This is a genomic window from Leucobacter sp. Psy1, from assembly GCF_020096995.1.
Lineage (GTDB): Bacteria > Actinomycetota > Actinomycetes > Actinomycetales > Microbacteriaceae > Leucobacter.
Genome location: NZ_CP083692.1, coordinates 199308 through 214861 on the forward strand (window position 1 = coordinate 199308; position 15554 = coordinate 214861).

At 69.0% G+C, this 15554-nt stretch carries 13 protein-coding genes; 9 read left to right on the forward strand and 4 right to left on the reverse strand.

Going from position 1 to position 15554, the window contains the following annotated elements:
* The first annotated feature begins 56 nt into the window (after positions 1–56).
* From K8P10_RS00945 to K8P10_RS00955, 3 genes are all read left to right on the forward strand, one after another.
* A complete protein-coding gene (locus tag K8P10_RS00945; protein ID WP_224779937.1) occupies positions 57–992 on the forward strand; it encodes a LysR family transcriptional regulator in 936 nt (311 codons plus the stop codon).
* Positions 993–1007: 15 nt separating this feature from the next.
* On the forward strand, positions 1008–1826 hold the full coding sequence (locus tag K8P10_RS00950) for an MOSC domain-containing protein (RefSeq protein WP_224779938.1): 819 nt from the start codon (positions 1008–1010) through the stop codon (positions 1824–1826).
* Between the two features lie 80 nt (positions 1827–1906).
* Positions 1907–2617, forward strand: coding sequence for an endonuclease/exonuclease/phosphatase family protein (locus K8P10_RS00955; protein WP_224779939.1), 711 nt, complete (start codon positions 1907–1909; stop codon positions 2615–2617).
* A gap of 4 nt (positions 2618–2621) precedes the next feature.
* Here the strand turns inward: K8P10_RS00955 and K8P10_RS00960 are convergent, their stop codons facing one another.
* Positions 2622–3227 carry a MarR family winged helix-turn-helix transcriptional regulator gene (locus tag K8P10_RS00960; RefSeq protein WP_224779940.1) on the reverse strand — a complete coding sequence of 202 codons (606 nt, stop codon included), beginning with the start codon at positions 3225–3227 and terminating at the stop codon, positions 2622–2624.
* Positions 3220–4923, reverse strand: a complete 1704-nt coding sequence (locus tag K8P10_RS00965) for a DHA2 family efflux MFS transporter permease subunit (RefSeq protein WP_224779941.1) — start codon at positions 4921–4923, stop codon at positions 3220–3222. Before K8P10_RS00965 ends, K8P10_RS00960 begins: the two co-directional genes overlap by 8 nt.
* Positions 4924–5124: 201 nt before the next feature.
* Here K8P10_RS00965 and K8P10_RS00970 point away from each other — a divergent pair, with 201 nt between their 5' ends.
* The 3 genes from K8P10_RS00970 to purE all read left to right on the forward strand — a co-directional run bounded on the left by K8P10_RS00970 (position 5125) and on the right by purE (position 8808).
* Complete coding sequence (locus tag K8P10_RS00970; RefSeq protein WP_224779942.1) at positions 5125–6270, forward strand: 5-(carboxyamino)imidazole ribonucleotide synthase; 1146 nt, start codon at positions 5125–5127, stop codon at positions 6268–6270.
* A gap of 386 nt (positions 6271–6656) precedes the next feature.
* A complete protein-coding gene (locus K8P10_RS00975; RefSeq protein WP_224779943.1) occupies positions 6657–8249 on the forward strand; it encodes a hypothetical protein in 1593 nt (530 codons plus the stop codon).
* A gap of 43 nt (positions 8250–8292) precedes the next feature.
* Positions 8293–8808, forward strand: coding sequence for a 5-(carboxyamino)imidazole ribonucleotide mutase (purE, locus tag K8P10_RS00980; RefSeq protein WP_224779944.1), 516 nt, complete (start codon positions 8293–8295; stop codon positions 8806–8808).
* A 17-nt stretch (positions 8809–8825) separates the two neighbouring features.
* Here the strand turns inward: purE and K8P10_RS00985 are convergent, their stop codons facing one another.
* Complete coding sequence (locus K8P10_RS00985) at positions 8826–10184, reverse strand: mannosyltransferase (RefSeq protein WP_224779945.1); 1359 nt, start codon at positions 10182–10184, stop codon at positions 8826–8828.
* A gap of 156 nt (positions 10185–10340) precedes the next feature.
* Here K8P10_RS00985 and galE point away from each other — a divergent pair, with 156 nt between their 5' ends.
* Genes galE through K8P10_RS01000 form a run of 3 tightly spaced genes read left to right on the forward strand, consistent with a single transcriptional unit; the run spans position 10341 to position 14309 of the window.
* Complete coding sequence (gene galE, locus K8P10_RS00990; RefSeq protein ID WP_224779946.1) at positions 10341–11354, forward strand: UDP-glucose 4-epimerase GalE; 1014 nt, start codon at positions 10341–10343, stop codon at positions 11352–11354.
* A complete protein-coding gene (locus K8P10_RS00995; RefSeq protein ID WP_224779947.1) occupies positions 11351–12751 on the forward strand; it encodes an LCP family protein in 1401 nt (466 codons plus the stop codon). The genes galE and K8P10_RS00995 overlap by 4 nt, the downstream gene beginning before the upstream one ends.
* Positions 12752–12755: 4 nt before the next feature.
* Complete coding sequence (locus tag K8P10_RS01000) at positions 12756–14309, forward strand: sulfatase-like hydrolase/transferase (RefSeq protein WP_224779948.1); 1554 nt, start codon at positions 12756–12758, stop codon at positions 14307–14309.
* A gap of 27 nt (positions 14310–14336) precedes the next feature.
* Here the strand turns inward: K8P10_RS01000 and K8P10_RS01005 are convergent, their stop codons facing one another.
* Positions 14337–15548 carry an amidohydrolase gene (locus tag K8P10_RS01005; protein ID WP_224779949.1) on the reverse strand — a complete coding sequence of 404 codons (1212 nt, stop codon included), beginning with the start codon at positions 15546–15548 and terminating at the stop codon, positions 14337–14339.
* Positions 15549–15554: the final 6 nt, after the last annotated feature.

Sequence of the window (15554 nt, forward strand, 5' to 3'; positions counted from 1 at the left end):
GTTACCGATATTGCCGATTAAGGTGAAGTGTGACTACATGATTGCGGGGTGCGCAGGTGCTGGAAATGCGTCGTCTCCGGTTGCTCTGGGAGCTGGACGCGCGGGGCACCGTCGCGGCCGTCGCCGAAGCACTGAACTACACCCCCTCGGCCGTCTCGCAGCAGCTCGGGCAGCTCGAACGCGAGGCGGGAGTGCCGCTCTTCCGCAAGGTCGGACGGACCCTCGAGTTGACGGCCGCGGCAGAGGGGCTCGTGGCGGAAACGGCCGAGCTCTTGGCAGGCCTCGAGCGCGCGGAGGCCGAACTGCACCGCGGGCGCACCGAGCTGTCCGGATCGATCCGGATCGCCGTCTTCCAGACCGCCGTCCTCGCCATCATGCCGCGCGCCCTCCGGATGCTCCGCGACGCGTATCCCTCACTCCGGGTGGAGATGGTGCAGTACGAACCGGAGACCGCGCTCCGCGAGACCTGGGCCCGCTCGTTCGACCTCGTGGTCGCGGAGCAGTACCCGCACCACGCCGCCGCCCACTTCGCGGGGCTCGACCGCGAGATCCTGACGACGGACCCGATCCGGCTCGCCGTCCCCTGGCGCGGCACCGTCGGCGAAGAGTTCGACCGTGTCACGCGCATCGAGCAGGCCGCCGGCCTCCCTTGGGTCATGGAACCGCGCGGAGCCGCATCCCGCCACTTCGCCGAGCAGGCCTGCCGCAATGCGGGGTTCGAGCCGGACGTCAGATTCGAGACGGCGGATCTGCAGGCGCACGTGCGTCTCATTGAGTCGGGCAACGCCGTGGCGATCCTGCCAGGACTCGTGCACGCCCAGGATCGTCCGAGAGTGCGCCTCATCGACCTGGCCGGACGACCGCACCGCGCGCTCTTCACCGCCGCCAGGGAGTCGAGTGGCGGGCACCCCGCACTGGCCGCCGTCCGGAGTGTCCTCTCCGTCGTCGCCGCCGACCTCGAGGTCCGCGCGGAGGCCGCCGCGGCCGGATAGGGCAGAATAGCGGCCATGGCTCGAGTGACTGCGCTGTTCCGCCACCCCGTGAAAGGGTTCACGCCCGAGGCACTGCCGGTGCTCGAGGTGCAGGCGGACGGACGTATCAGGGGTGACCGAACGCTCGCATTCCGCTTCGCAGACGCCGTGGAACCGGAAGCACGCGACGGGCTCGAGTACTGGCCGAAGACGAAAGGACTCGCCCTCCAAGACTTCCCCGCGCTCGCGCAGCTCCGTCTCACGGTCGACGACGAGGCGCGACGGATCACGATCCGGCGCGGGGAAAACACCCTCGTCGAGGCGGGCCTCGACGATGCCGGCCGCGAGGCGCTCGTGGCGGCCGTCACCGCGTTCGTCCGCGACTCGCCGCAGGGGCCGCGCCTCGAGCACGCCGGGCGGCTGCCGCTCACGCTCCTCGGCGACGGAGTCACCTCCCGGTTCCAGGACGACCCGCGGGGGTACGTGTCGTTGCACGCGACCGCCAGCGTCGCCGCGCTCGCCGCGGCGCTCGGCTCCGATTCCGACAGCGGCTCCCGCATCGACGATCGTCGCTTCCGGTCGAACGTCGTGGTCGACGGGTTCAGCGCATGGGAGGAGCTCGAGTGGGAAGAAGGCCGCGAGATCCGGATCGGGGACGTACGATTCCGGGCGGATATCCCGATCGTCCGCTGTCTCGCCACGCACGCTGACCCCGATACGGGCGAGCGGAACGTTCCGGTCCTCACGACGCTGACGCGAAACGTCGGTCAGCAGCGGCCCACGCTGGGTCGCATGCTGCTGCCGATCGCGGGCGGTGGAACGATCCGCGTGGGGGATACGGTCAGCGTGATCTGAGTGAATCCGCAGAAAAAAGCGCGTAACGTGAAGCACAGCGCGGCCGGGAACGCCGGTCGTGGGAGGGAGCCAGACTCGCTATGAAGGTCATCAGCTACAACCTGCGAAAGAACCGCGCCGTCACGGAGATCGGCGCGCTCGCCGACGATCACGACGTCGACGTGCTCTGCTTGCAGGAGGCGGAAGCGGTGTCGCTGCCGAGCCACCTCGGACATCTGCGGTTGCTCCACGCGACCGAGAAGAACCGCCTGGGGCTCGCCATGTACGTGCGTGAAGATCGGTTCCACGCGCGGGCGGCGCACACGTTCCAGCTGAAGAAGTCGCTGCACGACCGGCTGCTCGCCCCGGCGCACGAGCGTCTGCTGGGTGCGCGCATCCACGACGCCGAACTGGAGCGCGACATCATCGTCGCCTCGTTCCACGCCGCCCCGCTGACCGCTCTGAACTCGTTGCGTCGGCACCAGATCCACGCGGCCCTCGCCGAGCTCAAGCTGCTCGGCCCCGGACTGCCTGCGCTCATGGTGGGCGACTACAACTACCCCGTCTACCAGTCGCGGCTCGGCCGGGAGATGCGCGAGACGGGCTACGATCTGTCGCTCAGCGACAAGCGCACCTACACGCGGTACAAGATGTTCCGCGGCCACTTCGACTTCGCGACGTCGATCGGTCTCGACATCGGTAGCGTGCGCACTCTCGACCGCGGCAGCTCGGACCACCTGCCGATCCTCGTCTCCGCCGCCCTCCGGGGCGAGCCGGTTGCCGAGGAGGAGCCGGTGGCGGTTCTCGCCTGAGCCGTCAGCCCTGGCGACTCGCGGCGTCTGCCGCGTCGGCGCCGTCGGCCGCTTCGGCGTCGGTGTCGCCGCTCGGTGACGCACCGCTCTTGCCGCACCGGTGCAGCGGCCACTCGGGGCGTTCGGCGCCGTGCGCCGTCCCGTTGAAGCGGTGGAGCGCCGCACGGAGCCCTTCGAGCTCGCCCTCGCTCCAGCCCGCGAACTGCTGCTGGTAGGCGTGGTCGATGCGGCTGCGGATGTCGTCGAGCGTGTGCGTCGCCTCGGGGCTGACCGAGAGGCGGGTGACGCGACGATCCTCCGCCGAAGGCTCGGCGTCGATGAGGCCGAGCTGACGGAGCTTCGAGACCTGGCGGCTCACGACCGCCTTGTCCATGTCGAGCATCTGCGTGAGCTCGGTCGCCGTGATCGGACCCTTGCGCAGGATCGTCTGCAGCACCATCATGCCGACGCCCTTGAGATCGGGGTGCACCTCTTCGGCGTACCAGGCCCACCGGGTGCGCGCGAACGCGAAGACCTCGGAGAACTCGGCGATGATCTCGCTGATGGTGTGATCGGCGTCATCGCCGGGTGCCGCGCCGTCGACGGCGGCACCCGGCTCGCGCTCACGCATTCGGGCCGCCGGTCCGCTGGTCGCGCGTCGTGGCGGACGACCGCGAGCCGTCGTGATCCGCGGGATCGACGACCGGGATCGTGCCGGTGCTCACCTCGAAAAGCTCCGACGCCTGCTCTTCGACGGCACTGCGCTCCTCGGACAGGCGCTCGGCGTTGGTCTTCGTGCTGAGCGGCAGGTTCGGCAGGAACGCGATGGCGATGAGCGCGATCACGGCGACGGGGGAGACGGCGAGGAAGACGTGTCCGATCGCTTCGCCGTACGAGGACTCGACGACCGTCCGCAGCGGACCGGAGAGTTCGGCGATCTTCGGGATCGCACCGCCCTTGAGGGCTTCCGCTCCCTCGAGAGCGGCCGGGTTCGACGCGGCGAGCTTCGTCATACCATCGGAGATCAGGCTCTCCACCTCGTGGGCCAGGATCGTGCCCATGACCGACATGCCGGCACTGCCGCCGAGCGTGCGGAAGAAGGTCACGCCCGCGCTCGCCGCCCCGAGTTGGTTCGGCGACACCGTGTTCTGCACCACGAGCACGAGATTCTGCATCGTCATGCCCACGCCGCAGCCGAGCACGAACATGGAGACCTCGGCGATCCAGTAGGGGGTGTCGTAACGCAGCTGGCCCATGAGCGCCAGACCGATGACGAGGAGCACCGATCCCGTCACCATGTAGCTCTTCCAGTTGCCCCTGCGACTGATGAGCTGGCCCACGATCGTGGACGAACCGAGCACGCCGAGCATCATGGGGAGCGTCAGGAGGCTCGACTCGATGACGGAGCGACCGCGTGCGAGCTGCATGTACTGACTGAGGTAGACCACCGTCGCGAACATCACCATGCCGACGGCGATGCTGGCGATCACTGAGAGCGTGAAGGTGCGGTTCTTGAAGAGGGTGAGCGGGATCAGTGGCTCCTCCGCCTTCAGCTCGACGAAGATCGCGATGAGGAGGGCGCCGACGCCGACGCCGACCATGAGGCCCGTCTGCCACGACCACCAGTCGAAGTCCGTGCCGGCCAGGGTGATCCAGATCAGGAGGCTGGAGAAGCCGACGGAGATGAACGACGCTCCGGCGTAGTCGATCTTGACCTTCTGCTTCTCGGTGTGCAGGTGCAGGGTGTACTGCAGCATCACGATGGCGACGATCGCGATCGGCACGGCGACGTAGAAGTTGTAGCGCCAGCCGATGGTGTCGGTGAGCAGGCCGCCGACGAGCGGCCCGGCAACCGTCGCGACCGCCATGACGGCACCGATGATGCCCATGTACTTGCCGCGTTCGCGGGGGCTCACGATCTCGGCGAGCACGATCTGGCCGAGTGCTCCCATACCGCCGGCACCGAGGCCCTGGAACACGCGGCAGGCGATGAGCCACGACGGATCCTGCGCCATGCCCGCGACGATCGAGCCGACCGTGAAGATGACGAGCGAGGTCTGCACGAGCACCTTCTTGCTCGTGAGGTCGGCGAGCTTGCCCCAGATCGGGGTCGAGATGGCCGAGGCGAGCGTGGTGGCCATGATCACCCAGGTGAACGACGCCTGCGAGCCGCCGATGTCGGCGATGATGATCGGCATCGACGTGCCGACGACGTTCATGGCGATCATCGTCACGAACATGCTGAGGAAGAGGCCGGCGAGCGCGAGGTTCTTCGCGCGTCCGACGAGGAGGCCGCTGGGTGCGGCGTTCGCGGGGGAACTGGTCATCTGAGGGTGGAATCCTTCGGGAGCAGAGTGGGGCGGCGAGGATGCGGGATGGTCGCCGTGATTCGTTGACGAAGATCAACTATAGGCGTTTGGTTGACGCAAATCAACCTTCTGGGGCGATGTACAGGATCCGGATCGCCCGGCCCCCGGTCATGCGGCAGAATAGGGGTGTCCAGTCGAGCGCACCACGAGAGGCGGAGCATGGCGGAGACCGGTGTCATCAGGGTCGGCGTGATCGGGGGCGGGCAGCTGGCTCGCATGATGGTGCCCCCGGCGATCCACCTCGGGCTGCGGATCAGTGTGCTCGCCGAGGCCGAGGGCATGAGCGCCGCCCGCGCCGCCGATGCGGTCGGCGACTACCGCGACCCCGAGACGGTCTATGCGTTCGCCGAGACCGTCGACGTCGTCACGTTCGACCATGAGCACGTGCCCGGCGAGATTCTCCGCGAGCTGGAGCGGCGCGGGACCGCCGTCCACCCGCGCCCGGACGCGCTGCAGTATGCGCAGGACAAGATCCTGATGCGTGAGAAGCTCGCCGAGCTCGGCGTCCCGATCCCTGCCTGGCGGGCCGTCGCAGACGAGGCCGACCTCGACGACTTCATCGGCCTGCACGGCGGCAGGGCGGTCGTGAAGACCGCCCGCGGCGGCTACGACGGGAAGGGCGTGCGCGTCGTCTCGGCTGCCGACGAGGTTCGCGACTGGTTCACGGCACTCGCCGAGGATGGCCGGGGTGGCCGCCTGCTCGTCGAAGAGCTCGTGGATTTCACCCGCGAACTGTCGCAGCTCGTGGCGCGTCGGCCCTCTGGTGAATCGCGCACCTGGCCGGTCGTGGAGACGATCCAGCGCGACGGCGTGTGCGCTGAGGTACTTGCCCCGGCCCCCGTCGCCGACCCGAAGGCCCTCGACGAGGCCGCGCGGATCGGCGCGACGGTTGCCGAGGGCGTGGGTGTCACCGGAGTACTCGCGGTCGAGATGTTCGAAACCCGAGACGGACGCGTCCTCGTGAACGAGCTCGCGATGCGGCCGCACAACTCCGGCCACTTCTCCATCGAGGGGTCCGTGACGAGCCAGTTCGAGCAGCACCTCCGCGCTGTCACCGACCTGCCGCTCGGCGACACGTCGATGGCCGCGCCGGCCGTCGTCATGATGAACGTGCTCGGCGGGCCAGAGGAAGGGCCGATGCCCGTCCGCTACGCCGACGTGCTCGCGGCGCACCCGCGCGCCAAGGTGCACAGTTACGACAAGCAGTCCCGCCCGGGGCGCAAGGTCGGCCACGTGACGGTGACCGGTGACGATCTCGCCGAGGTGCGCGCGGAGGCCGAGGCGGCCGCGGCCCTGTTCGACTGATCGACTGAACGGGGCGTGGTGGGCGTGGCCGTCGCGAGGTGCCCGCCTGCCCAGCGCTGTCGCCCTCGCCCGGCGCGCCCGCCGGGGCACATGATCTTCGCGCGGGCACATGGAGTGTACGCGGGCACACCCGTATCCCGGGATAGTTCGGGTGTTCGCGTGAATTCAATGTGCTCCGGCCGGGGATGTGGCGTCACGGGGGGTTCGAAGACGCGACGGGTTCGAGGACGCGACGGGTGCGAGGACGCGACGGGTGCGGTACCGCCGCGGCCGCTCAACATTGCAGCAGGTGTAGCGTAAACCACGGGCTTCCCGCATAATAAGGAAGCCGTGTTCGTTGTGAGACGGCAGCACCTTGTTGATCACGACGTACAACGGAAGAACGCATGCATCAGTCTGTCGCGCGCCCTGCCTCCTGGCAGCGCCTCATCTCCCTCTCCACCGCGGCGGCTCTGCTGTTGACCGGTCTCGCTGTCGGGGGCACTGCACCCGCCGTGGCCGATGACGGTGCGACCACCGTCTTCGAATCCGGGAACGGGTTCGCGCCAGTGGAGGAGACTCTGGCGGACGCCGAAGTCGATGCGCAGGCCGGAGCGCACGCCCAGGGTGCTGCTGACGGGACCGACGCCGATGCCGGCGTCAACGGTCAGGGGGACTCGGACACGCCAGAAGGCGGGGGCGACGACGACGTCACGCCTGAGCCTGAGCCTGAGCCCGAGCCTGAGCCTGAGCCCGAGCCGTTGGAATTCACGGTCTCCGTCACCGGTGAGGTGCGCTTCGGATCGACGCTCACGACGGCCGTCGACGGAGCGGCCCACGGAGCCCGCCTCTCCTACCAGTGGTTCCGCGGTACGGCAGCCATACCGGGGGCGACGGGTGCCAGTTACGTACTGCAGGCCGCCGATGTGGGTCAGCGACTGAAGGTGCGCGTCTCCGGCGTGCGCGGCGATGCCTCGATCGTGCGCGATTCGCCGGCCGTCGGGCCCGTGCAGGCCCTCAAGCTCACTGCGGCGAAGCCCAGCATTTCAGGGAAGGCCGCCGTCGGGTCGACGCTGACGGCGAAGCCGGGGAAGTGGGGTGCGACGGGCGTCGGGTTCACCTACCAGTGGTATCGGAACGGCAGCGCGATCTCGGGGGCGAAGAAAGCGACTCTGAAGCTCGGGAGTGCTGACGCTGGCAAGACGATCACCGTCAAGGTGACGGGGAAGAAGGCCGGCTACACGACCGCGTCTGCGACGTCGGCGAAGACGGCGAAGGTGCTCCGGGTGTTCTCTGCCCCCGCTCCGAAGATCGGCGGCAGTGTGAAGGTCGGATCCACCGTCTCGGCGTCCGTCGGCACGTGGAAGCCGAAGGCCTCCACGGTGAAGTACCAGTGGAACCGCGATGGCAAGGCCATCAGGGGTGCGACGAAGGCGAAGTACAAGATCACCTCTGCCGATGCGGGGCGCAAGCTCACCGTCTCCGTTCGCGGGTCGAAGTCCGGATACGTGACCACGACCAAGACTTCGGCGTCGAAGTCGGTGCCTCGTGTGCTGAAGACGGGCAAGGTGTCGGTCTCGGGCGCGGCGAAGATCGGTTCGACCCTGCGCGCGAACGCCGGAACGTGGAGTCCGAAACCGGTGAAGCTGAAGTACCAGTGGAAGCGGAGCGGAAAGAACATCTCGGGCGCGACGAAGTCGACATACCGGGTGGCAGCGGGAGACCGCGGGCACCGCATCTCCGTCACCGTGACGGGTTCGAAGTCGGGTTACACGACGGCGTCCAAGACCTCATCGCAGACGGGGAAGGTGTCGTATCCAAGCCGTACGAAGCCCTCCTCGGCGTGGAACTGCCCGACCTGGGCGCCGATCAAGGGCAATGCGAACTCGATGATCTATCACGTGCCCGGGGGCGCCTACTACTCGCGCACGAAGCCTGAGGAGTGCTTCACCACCGAGAGCGCTGCGCGCCAGGCGGGGTACCGCGCGTCGAAGCGGTGAGCGCCGTTCCCCGGGGTGCGCGCCGCCGCGCTACCCTGGGGATATGGCAGACCGCACCACCGCGCCCCTCGTCGGCGTGATCATGGGTTCCGATTCCGACTTCTCCGTGATGGGCGACGCCGTGCAGGTGCTGCGCGACTTCGGCATCCCGCACGAGACGGAGGTCGTGAGCGCGCATCGCACCCCGGACAAGATGGTGCGGTACGCGCGCGAGGCCGCCGGCCGGGGGTTGCGGGTCATCATTGCAGGTGCGGGTGGTGCGGCGCACCTGCCCGGTATGGTCGCATCGATGACGACGCTCCCGGTCATCGGCGTGCCGGTGCCGCTGGCCAAGCTGGACGGGCTCGACTCGCTCCTCTCCATCGTGCAGATGCCCGGAGGGATCCCGGTGGCGACCGTCTCGATCGGTGGGGCGAAGAACGCCGGTCTGCTCGCCGCGCGCATCCTGGGATCGCACGATCAGGCCGTCGCCGAGCAGCTCGACCGCTACGCCGCCGACCTCGAGTCCGCCGTGGAGCAGAAGAACGCCGCTTTGCAGGAACGGCTCGCCGCCGAGTAGCGGGTCGCGCGCCCCGATCAGAGGTTCGCGTGCAGCTCCCACAGGCTCCACGCCGTGCCGACCCAGCTGAAGGTGCGACTGCGGTCCTCCGCGTAGACGGAGAGGCGATCGAGTTCGGCAGGGTCGCCGGCGAGGCGCGAGAGCTCGGAGGCGAATGCGGTCTCGCTCTCGGCGCTGACTCCGCCGTCCAGAATCAGCTCTGCGACCGCTTCGGCACCCGAGTGCAGGGTAGGAACGCCTGCAGCCAGAGCCGCTAGCAGGGTGTAGCCGCTGCCAGCGACGGACTGCGGCTGCAAGAGGAGCTGGGCCGAGGAGAGCGTCGCCCCGATGTCGGCGAGATCGCCCGGCGTGATCACCGTGACGCGGTCGCGAAGGTCTGCGGGAACCTCAGACCAGGGGTTCGCCACGGGAGTCGAACTGGACCTCGACGCGCCGGTGGCGGTCTCGGAGGGCGGGGGTGTCTCGTCGACCGCCGTCGAGGCGCGTTCACCGACGGTGGTCTCACCCGAGACGGCGCCAGCCGAGGTCGTGCCGCTCGCGGCGCTCGTCGGTGCAGCGGAGGTCTGGTTCGCGTCCGCGGCGTCCGAGGCGGCGTCCACCGTCGCGGACGTGGATGCCTGCGCCGATTTCGCCGCCGCGCCAGCGCGCATCTTCCGCGCGGATTCGGCGAGTGTCGGATCGAGACCCGGAACGATCACGAGGTGCGGGATCGTGCGATCGGCGCGCATGGCGGTGAAGATCCACTCGAGGCGACCGTGCTCGGTCGCGGACGCCGTGGTGACCATGTAGTGGTCGGGGATGCCGAGCGCGGTGCGGCGCTCGTCGGCGTCGCTGGGCTTCAGCAGCTCGGTCGGCGGTGCGAGCGGGACGACCTGCACGGGGAGGGCGTCGCCGTAGTACTCGTGGAGCAGCGATGCGACTGCGTACGTGGGGGTGACGAGGACGTCGGCGTACTTGACGGCCCGGCGCACGAACGCGCGGTAGAGGCGAGCCTGCGATGAGCCGAGGAGGTGCGGGGCCTCCCAGGCGAGCGTGTGAGGCACCGTGACCGAGGTCTGAGTTCCGTCGTCGGCCGGGCGGGAGCGCAGCGGCATCATAGGGGTGAGGGAGTGCACGAGTTCGCCGTCGAGGGGCCTCGCCGACGCGCCGCTCTGCCAGAGCACCGGGAGCATTCCAGCGGCGAGGGGAAGCGAATCGACCTGAGCTTTCGGTGACGCGAACCTGGGTTGCGGCTTGCCCTTGGCGACGAGCAGTCGAGTCGAGCATGCGCGAGGCGCGGTGCTGGCGAGGGCCGCGAGCAGGTCGGCTGCCGCAGCGCGCTGCAGCTCCGATTCCCAGTCGGGAAAGGGCTCTCCCAATACGGTGAGCGTGGTCATGGTCCCCCTCTCACACACCCCATCTCCGCGTCCATCCTAAACGAACGGCTCCCGGCAAACCCCTGAGATCGGCACCGGAAACGATGACGAAGGTCACAATCAGGACTCGCGGCGGGTCCACAGGCGCGGGGAACTCCGGGGCGTACCCTAGTGGGCATGCGTGTTCTCCTCACTGGTGGTGCCGGCTACATCGGATCGCACACGGCGCTCGTCCTGCTCGAGCGCGGTGACGACGTGGTGATCCTCGACGACTTCTCCAATAGCAGCGCCGAGTCGGTGCGCCGGGTCGAAGAGCTGACCGGGCGATCGATCCCGGTGATCACGGCGGATCTTACCGACCGCGAGGCAGCGGCTACGGCGCTCGTGGATGTCGATTTCGACGCCGTCGTCCACTTCGCCGGGTTGAAGGCTGTCGGCGAGTCGGTGGCCGAGCCGATCCGGTACTACCGCACCAACCTCGACTCGACGCTGGCACTGCTCGACATCATGCGCGAGCGCGGGGTGACGAAGCTCGTGTTCAGCTCGTCGGCCACCGTGTACGGCGATCCGGAGCGTTCCCCGATCGATGAGGAGCACCCGGTCGGCGCTGGGGTCACGAACCCCTACGGGTGGTCGAAGTTCATGAACGAGCGGATCATCCGCGACGCGCAGGTGGCGTGGCCGGAGCTCGAGGCCGTCCTGCTCCGCTACTTCAACCCGGTCGGCGCGCATCCGTCCGGACGGATCGGAGAGGACCCGACCGGGATCCCGAACAACCTCATGCCGTTCATCGCCCAGGTGGCGGTGGGCAAGCGCGAGCGGTTGAGCGTATTCGGAGACACCTATCCGACACCCGACGGCACCGGAGTCCGCGACTACATCCACGTGATGGATCTCGCCGAGGGGCATGTCGCCGCGCTCGAGCACCTGGTTCCCGGTGTCGTCGCCTACAACCTCGGTTCGGGCGACGGGTCGAGCGTCATCGACGTGGTCCGGGCGTTCGAGGAGGCGTCGGGTCGTGAGGTGCCGTACGACATCGTGCCTCCGCGACCTGGTGATGTCGCGGTCGTCGTCGCCGATCCGGCCCGCGCGAATCGGGATCTGGGGTGGGGCACCACGCGCAGCCTCGCCGACGCCTGCCGGGACACCTGGGCCTGGCAGTCGGCGAACCCGAACGGATACGCCGGATGAGCGCAAGCGTGGACCTCGAACGGCCCCTGCGCTACCCGGATGCCCAGTCCACCCCGCTCATGACGAAGCGGGCAAGGTGGCTCGTCGTGCTCGGGTTCCTCCTGCCTGGCAGCGCCCAGGTCGTGGCGGGGAACCGGCGCATGGGTCGTTTCGGGCTCATCGCGACGTTCACGCTGCTGCTCGTAGCCCTGGTCTCGGTGATCGGTTTCGGCGTCGCCCGCGTCGCGACCCTGTCGTTCTTCACGAACCCGATCGTGCTGCTCGTGGTCCAGTGGGTGATCGTGGCGTACGCGATCATGTGGCTCGTGTTCGGATTCAATACGCTGCAGCTCGCAAAACTCATCCGGGTGTCGCCGAAGTGGCGGGTGCCGGTGGCGATGCTGTCGATCGTCCTTACCGTGCTCCCGGTCGCGGGTGCGGCGTGGGCGGCGATGACGGTCGGCTCGGCGCGCGGCGCGCTGAGCGAGATCTTCGGCGGCGGCGCTGCGGCCGTCGAACCCGTCGACGGACGCTACAACATCCTGCTCCTCGGCACCGATGCCGGTGAGGATCGCGAGGGCATGCGGGCGGACAGTCTGTCGCTCATCAGTGTGGACGCCGAGACCGGTCAGTCGACGATCATCGGCCTGCCCCGAGAGCTGCCGAACATGCCGTTCCCTTCCGACTCGCCGATGTACGCCGAGCACCCCAACGGGTTCGGCGTCGATTACGGCTGCAACGTCGGTCGGTGCTGGCTGAACGGTGTGTACGCCGAGGTCGAGTACTTCCAGCCCGAGCTGTACCCCGACGCGGTCTCGCGGGGCTCCTCGCCCGGCATCGAGGCGACGAAGGACGCCGTGAGCGGTGCGACCGGACTCGACGTGCAGTTCTACGTGCTCATCGACATGAAGGGGTTCGAGCAGCTCATCGACGCCCTCGGCGGCGTCGACATCAACGTCGAGGAGCGCCTGCCCGTCGGCGGCAACATCGACGAGTACACCGGCGAGCTCGTGAACGTGGACGAGTGGATCGAGCCGGGCGAACAGCATCTCGACGGGTTCCACGCCCTCTGGTTCGCCCGGTCCCGCTACGGGTCAGCGCAGGGCGATTACGACCGCATGGAGCGTCAGCGGACGCTGCAGGCTGCGATCCTCGCGCAGATGAACCCGCAGAACGTGCTGCTCCGCTTCGAGGAGGTCGCGAAGGCCGGTGGCAACATCGTGGACACCGACATTCCGAACTCCATGCTCGGCCCGTTCGTCGATCTGGCAGGGAAGGCGCGCGAGTTCTCGCCGGTGAGCGTCGAGCTCACGCCTCCGGAGGTCGACGCCGAGTACCCCGATTACGCGGTGGTGCAGCAGCTGGTGCAGCAGGGCATCGCCGAGGCTTCGCCGCCCGACGAGGAGGAGACGGAGTAGGGCGGTGTCCCGACGCAGAGGGCGCAGCGCCCGGGTTGTGGCGGGAGCGCGGAACGCGCTCTGGATCCTCATGTGGGTGCTCGTCTGGGCGGGAGTGGTGCTCGCGGCCGCTGGGCTCTGGATCCGGGCCGCGTTCGGCGTGGTTTCCGTCGATCAGCTGCAGATGAACCTCGTCGGCGCCGAGACTGGGGACGCATCGCTCGTCTGGCGCGGCGCCCTGTGGGTGGGTGCGGTGCCCCTCCTGGTCGTGGGTGCGCTGGTCGTGCTCGTGACGCTCTCGCGACGCTCGCTGCGAGACGCCGGGCTCCTCGGGGCGGGCACGCCGAGAGCGTCGCGCGTCGCCGCCGGCGTTCTCGCCTGTGCCCTCCCGATCGCCTCGGTCGGCGTGGGCGGAGCCCTGTTCGGGGGTGCGGTACAGGTGCGCGACTATGCGCGGTCCATCGCGAGCGGGCTCGATCTCGCCGACTACGCCGTCTCGCCGGTCACGGGGAGCGGCGAACCGCGCAACCTGATTCTCGTGTACCTCGAGTCCGTGGAGGACGCGATGGCGGACGACGGCACGTTCGAGGAGGACATGCTCGCGCCCCTCGCGGCCGCGACGACCGACTGGGAGCGGATCGACGCGCTCACCCAGGCGCCCGGGGGCGGCTGGACGATGGCGGGGGTCGTGGCGACCCAGTGCGGGATCCCGCTGCGCAGCGCTACCGCGGCGACGGGGTCGCAGATCCTGAACCGCGTGGGGGAGGAGCCCGGTCGCTATCTTCCAGGAGCCGTCTGTCTCGGCGATGTCCTCCAGGAACACGGATACCGCAGCATCTTCCTGGGCGGCGCGAACGCGACGTTCGCCGCGAAGGATCGCTTTCTGCGCGAGCACGGATACGACGAGGTCCGCGACCTGCGCACCTGGCGCGAGCAGGGGGAGCCCGCGTCGGCGATGCGCGATGACTGGGGCCTCGGGGATCGCCGCCTGCTCGAACTCGCCGCCGACGAGGCGGCCGAACTGCACCGCGAGGGTGCACCGTTCAACCTCACGGTCCTCACGCTCGACACCCACGAGCCCGCCGTCGCCCCCGAGGGGTGCGACATGCGCGCCGCGGAGCCGATGACGGACATCACGCGGTGCTCCATGGAGGCGGTCGCCGGGTTCGTCGCGTCGCTGGATGCGGAGGGAATTCTGGAGGACACCACCGTGGTCGTGATGGGGGATCACCTGAAGCAGGTCGCCAGCTGGGCGAGTTTCCACGACGAGCTCGGTCCGCTCGCGGAGGCTGACGCGGCGCTCGCACCGGGCCGGACGCCCGAGCGGACCATCTTCAACCGCGTGTGGAGTCCCGAACCGGTCGCGTTCACCCGCGAACGGATCGATCAGCTGAGCATGTACCCGACGCTCATCGAACTCGCTGGCATCCCGCTCGAGGACCACCGTGCAGGGCTCGGCGTCTCAGCGCTCGCACCGGGCATTCCCGAGGGATCGGCGCTCGCCCTCGACGACGAAACGTACGACGCGCTGCTCCGCTCGCGCTCCCCCGAGTTCTACCGGGATCTCTGGAGCGGGTGAGCGGAGCAGCGCGTCGGTGCTGCGGCGCTAGGGGCGGGCGAGCGCCTGCTGGAGCGTCGCCACGCCCGCCCGGACGGCGGTGCTGAGCGTCGGCTCCATGTCGGGGAGGAAGAACGGCGAGTGGTTCACGGGCGGGGCAGTGTTCTCCGCAGCGAAACCGCCGAAGAACCAGAACACGCACGGCACGCCGATGCTGTCGGCGAGCCATCCGAAGTCCTCCGAACCCATGGCGGGCGGCACTTCGACAACGCGATCGTCGCCGAGTTCCGAGCGCAGCGCCGTGATGACCTGGTCGGCGCGCTCGGGGTCGTTGTACAGCCTCGGGAATCGGTAGATCTCCTCGATCTGCGGCTGCGGAGCGCCGGAGGCTTCGGCCTCCGCATTCACGATGCGCGTGATCGCGGGGAGCACGCGGGCTCGGCTCTCCTCCGTGAGCGTGCGGATGTTCAGGGTGAACTCCGCGCGGTCGGGGATGATGTTCTCCTTCAACCCGGCGTGGAACGTGCCGCACGTCACGACGGCGGGTTCCTGCGGCGAGAGCTCGCGCGAGACGATCGTCTGGAGCCGCGTGACCATGTGCGCGCCGAGCACGATCGGGTCGATCGCGTTCTGCGGCTGCGAACCGTGCGACTGCGTGCCGAACACGGTGACCTTCAGCGAGTCGGCCAGCGCCATGGCGGTGCCGCGGGAGATCGCGACGCCGCCGGAGGGCACCGAGGGGAAGACGTGCTGCCCGAGCACCACCTCCGGCTTCGGCGCACGATCCCAGAGCCCGTCGTCGACCATTGCGGCCGCGCCGGCAGCGGTCTCCTCGCCCGGCTGGAACAGCCACACGATCGTGCCTGACCAGCCGTCCGTCTGCCGCGCCATGAGCGCCGCGGTCGCGAGTGCGGAGGAGACGTGGGTGTCGTGCCCGCAGCCGTGCATCACTGGCACGGTCGTGCCGTCCGCGAGTTCGCCCGTCGCGGTCGAGGCGTAGTCGGCGCCCGTGTCCTCCTGGATCGGCAGCCCATCGGAGTCGGCGCGGAAGCCGACCACCGGCCCTTCGCCGTTCCGCTGGATGCCGACCACACCGGTTCCGCCGCAGCGGAAGTGCTCGATGCCGATCTCGTCCAGCCGCCGCTCGATGAACTCCGCCGTGCGGTGCTCCTGCATCGAGAGCTCGGGATTGCGGTGCAGGTGGCGGTAGGTTTCGTGGAGCGCGTCGCGTTCGTCGTCGGTGAGCGTGGTGCTGAGCATGATGTC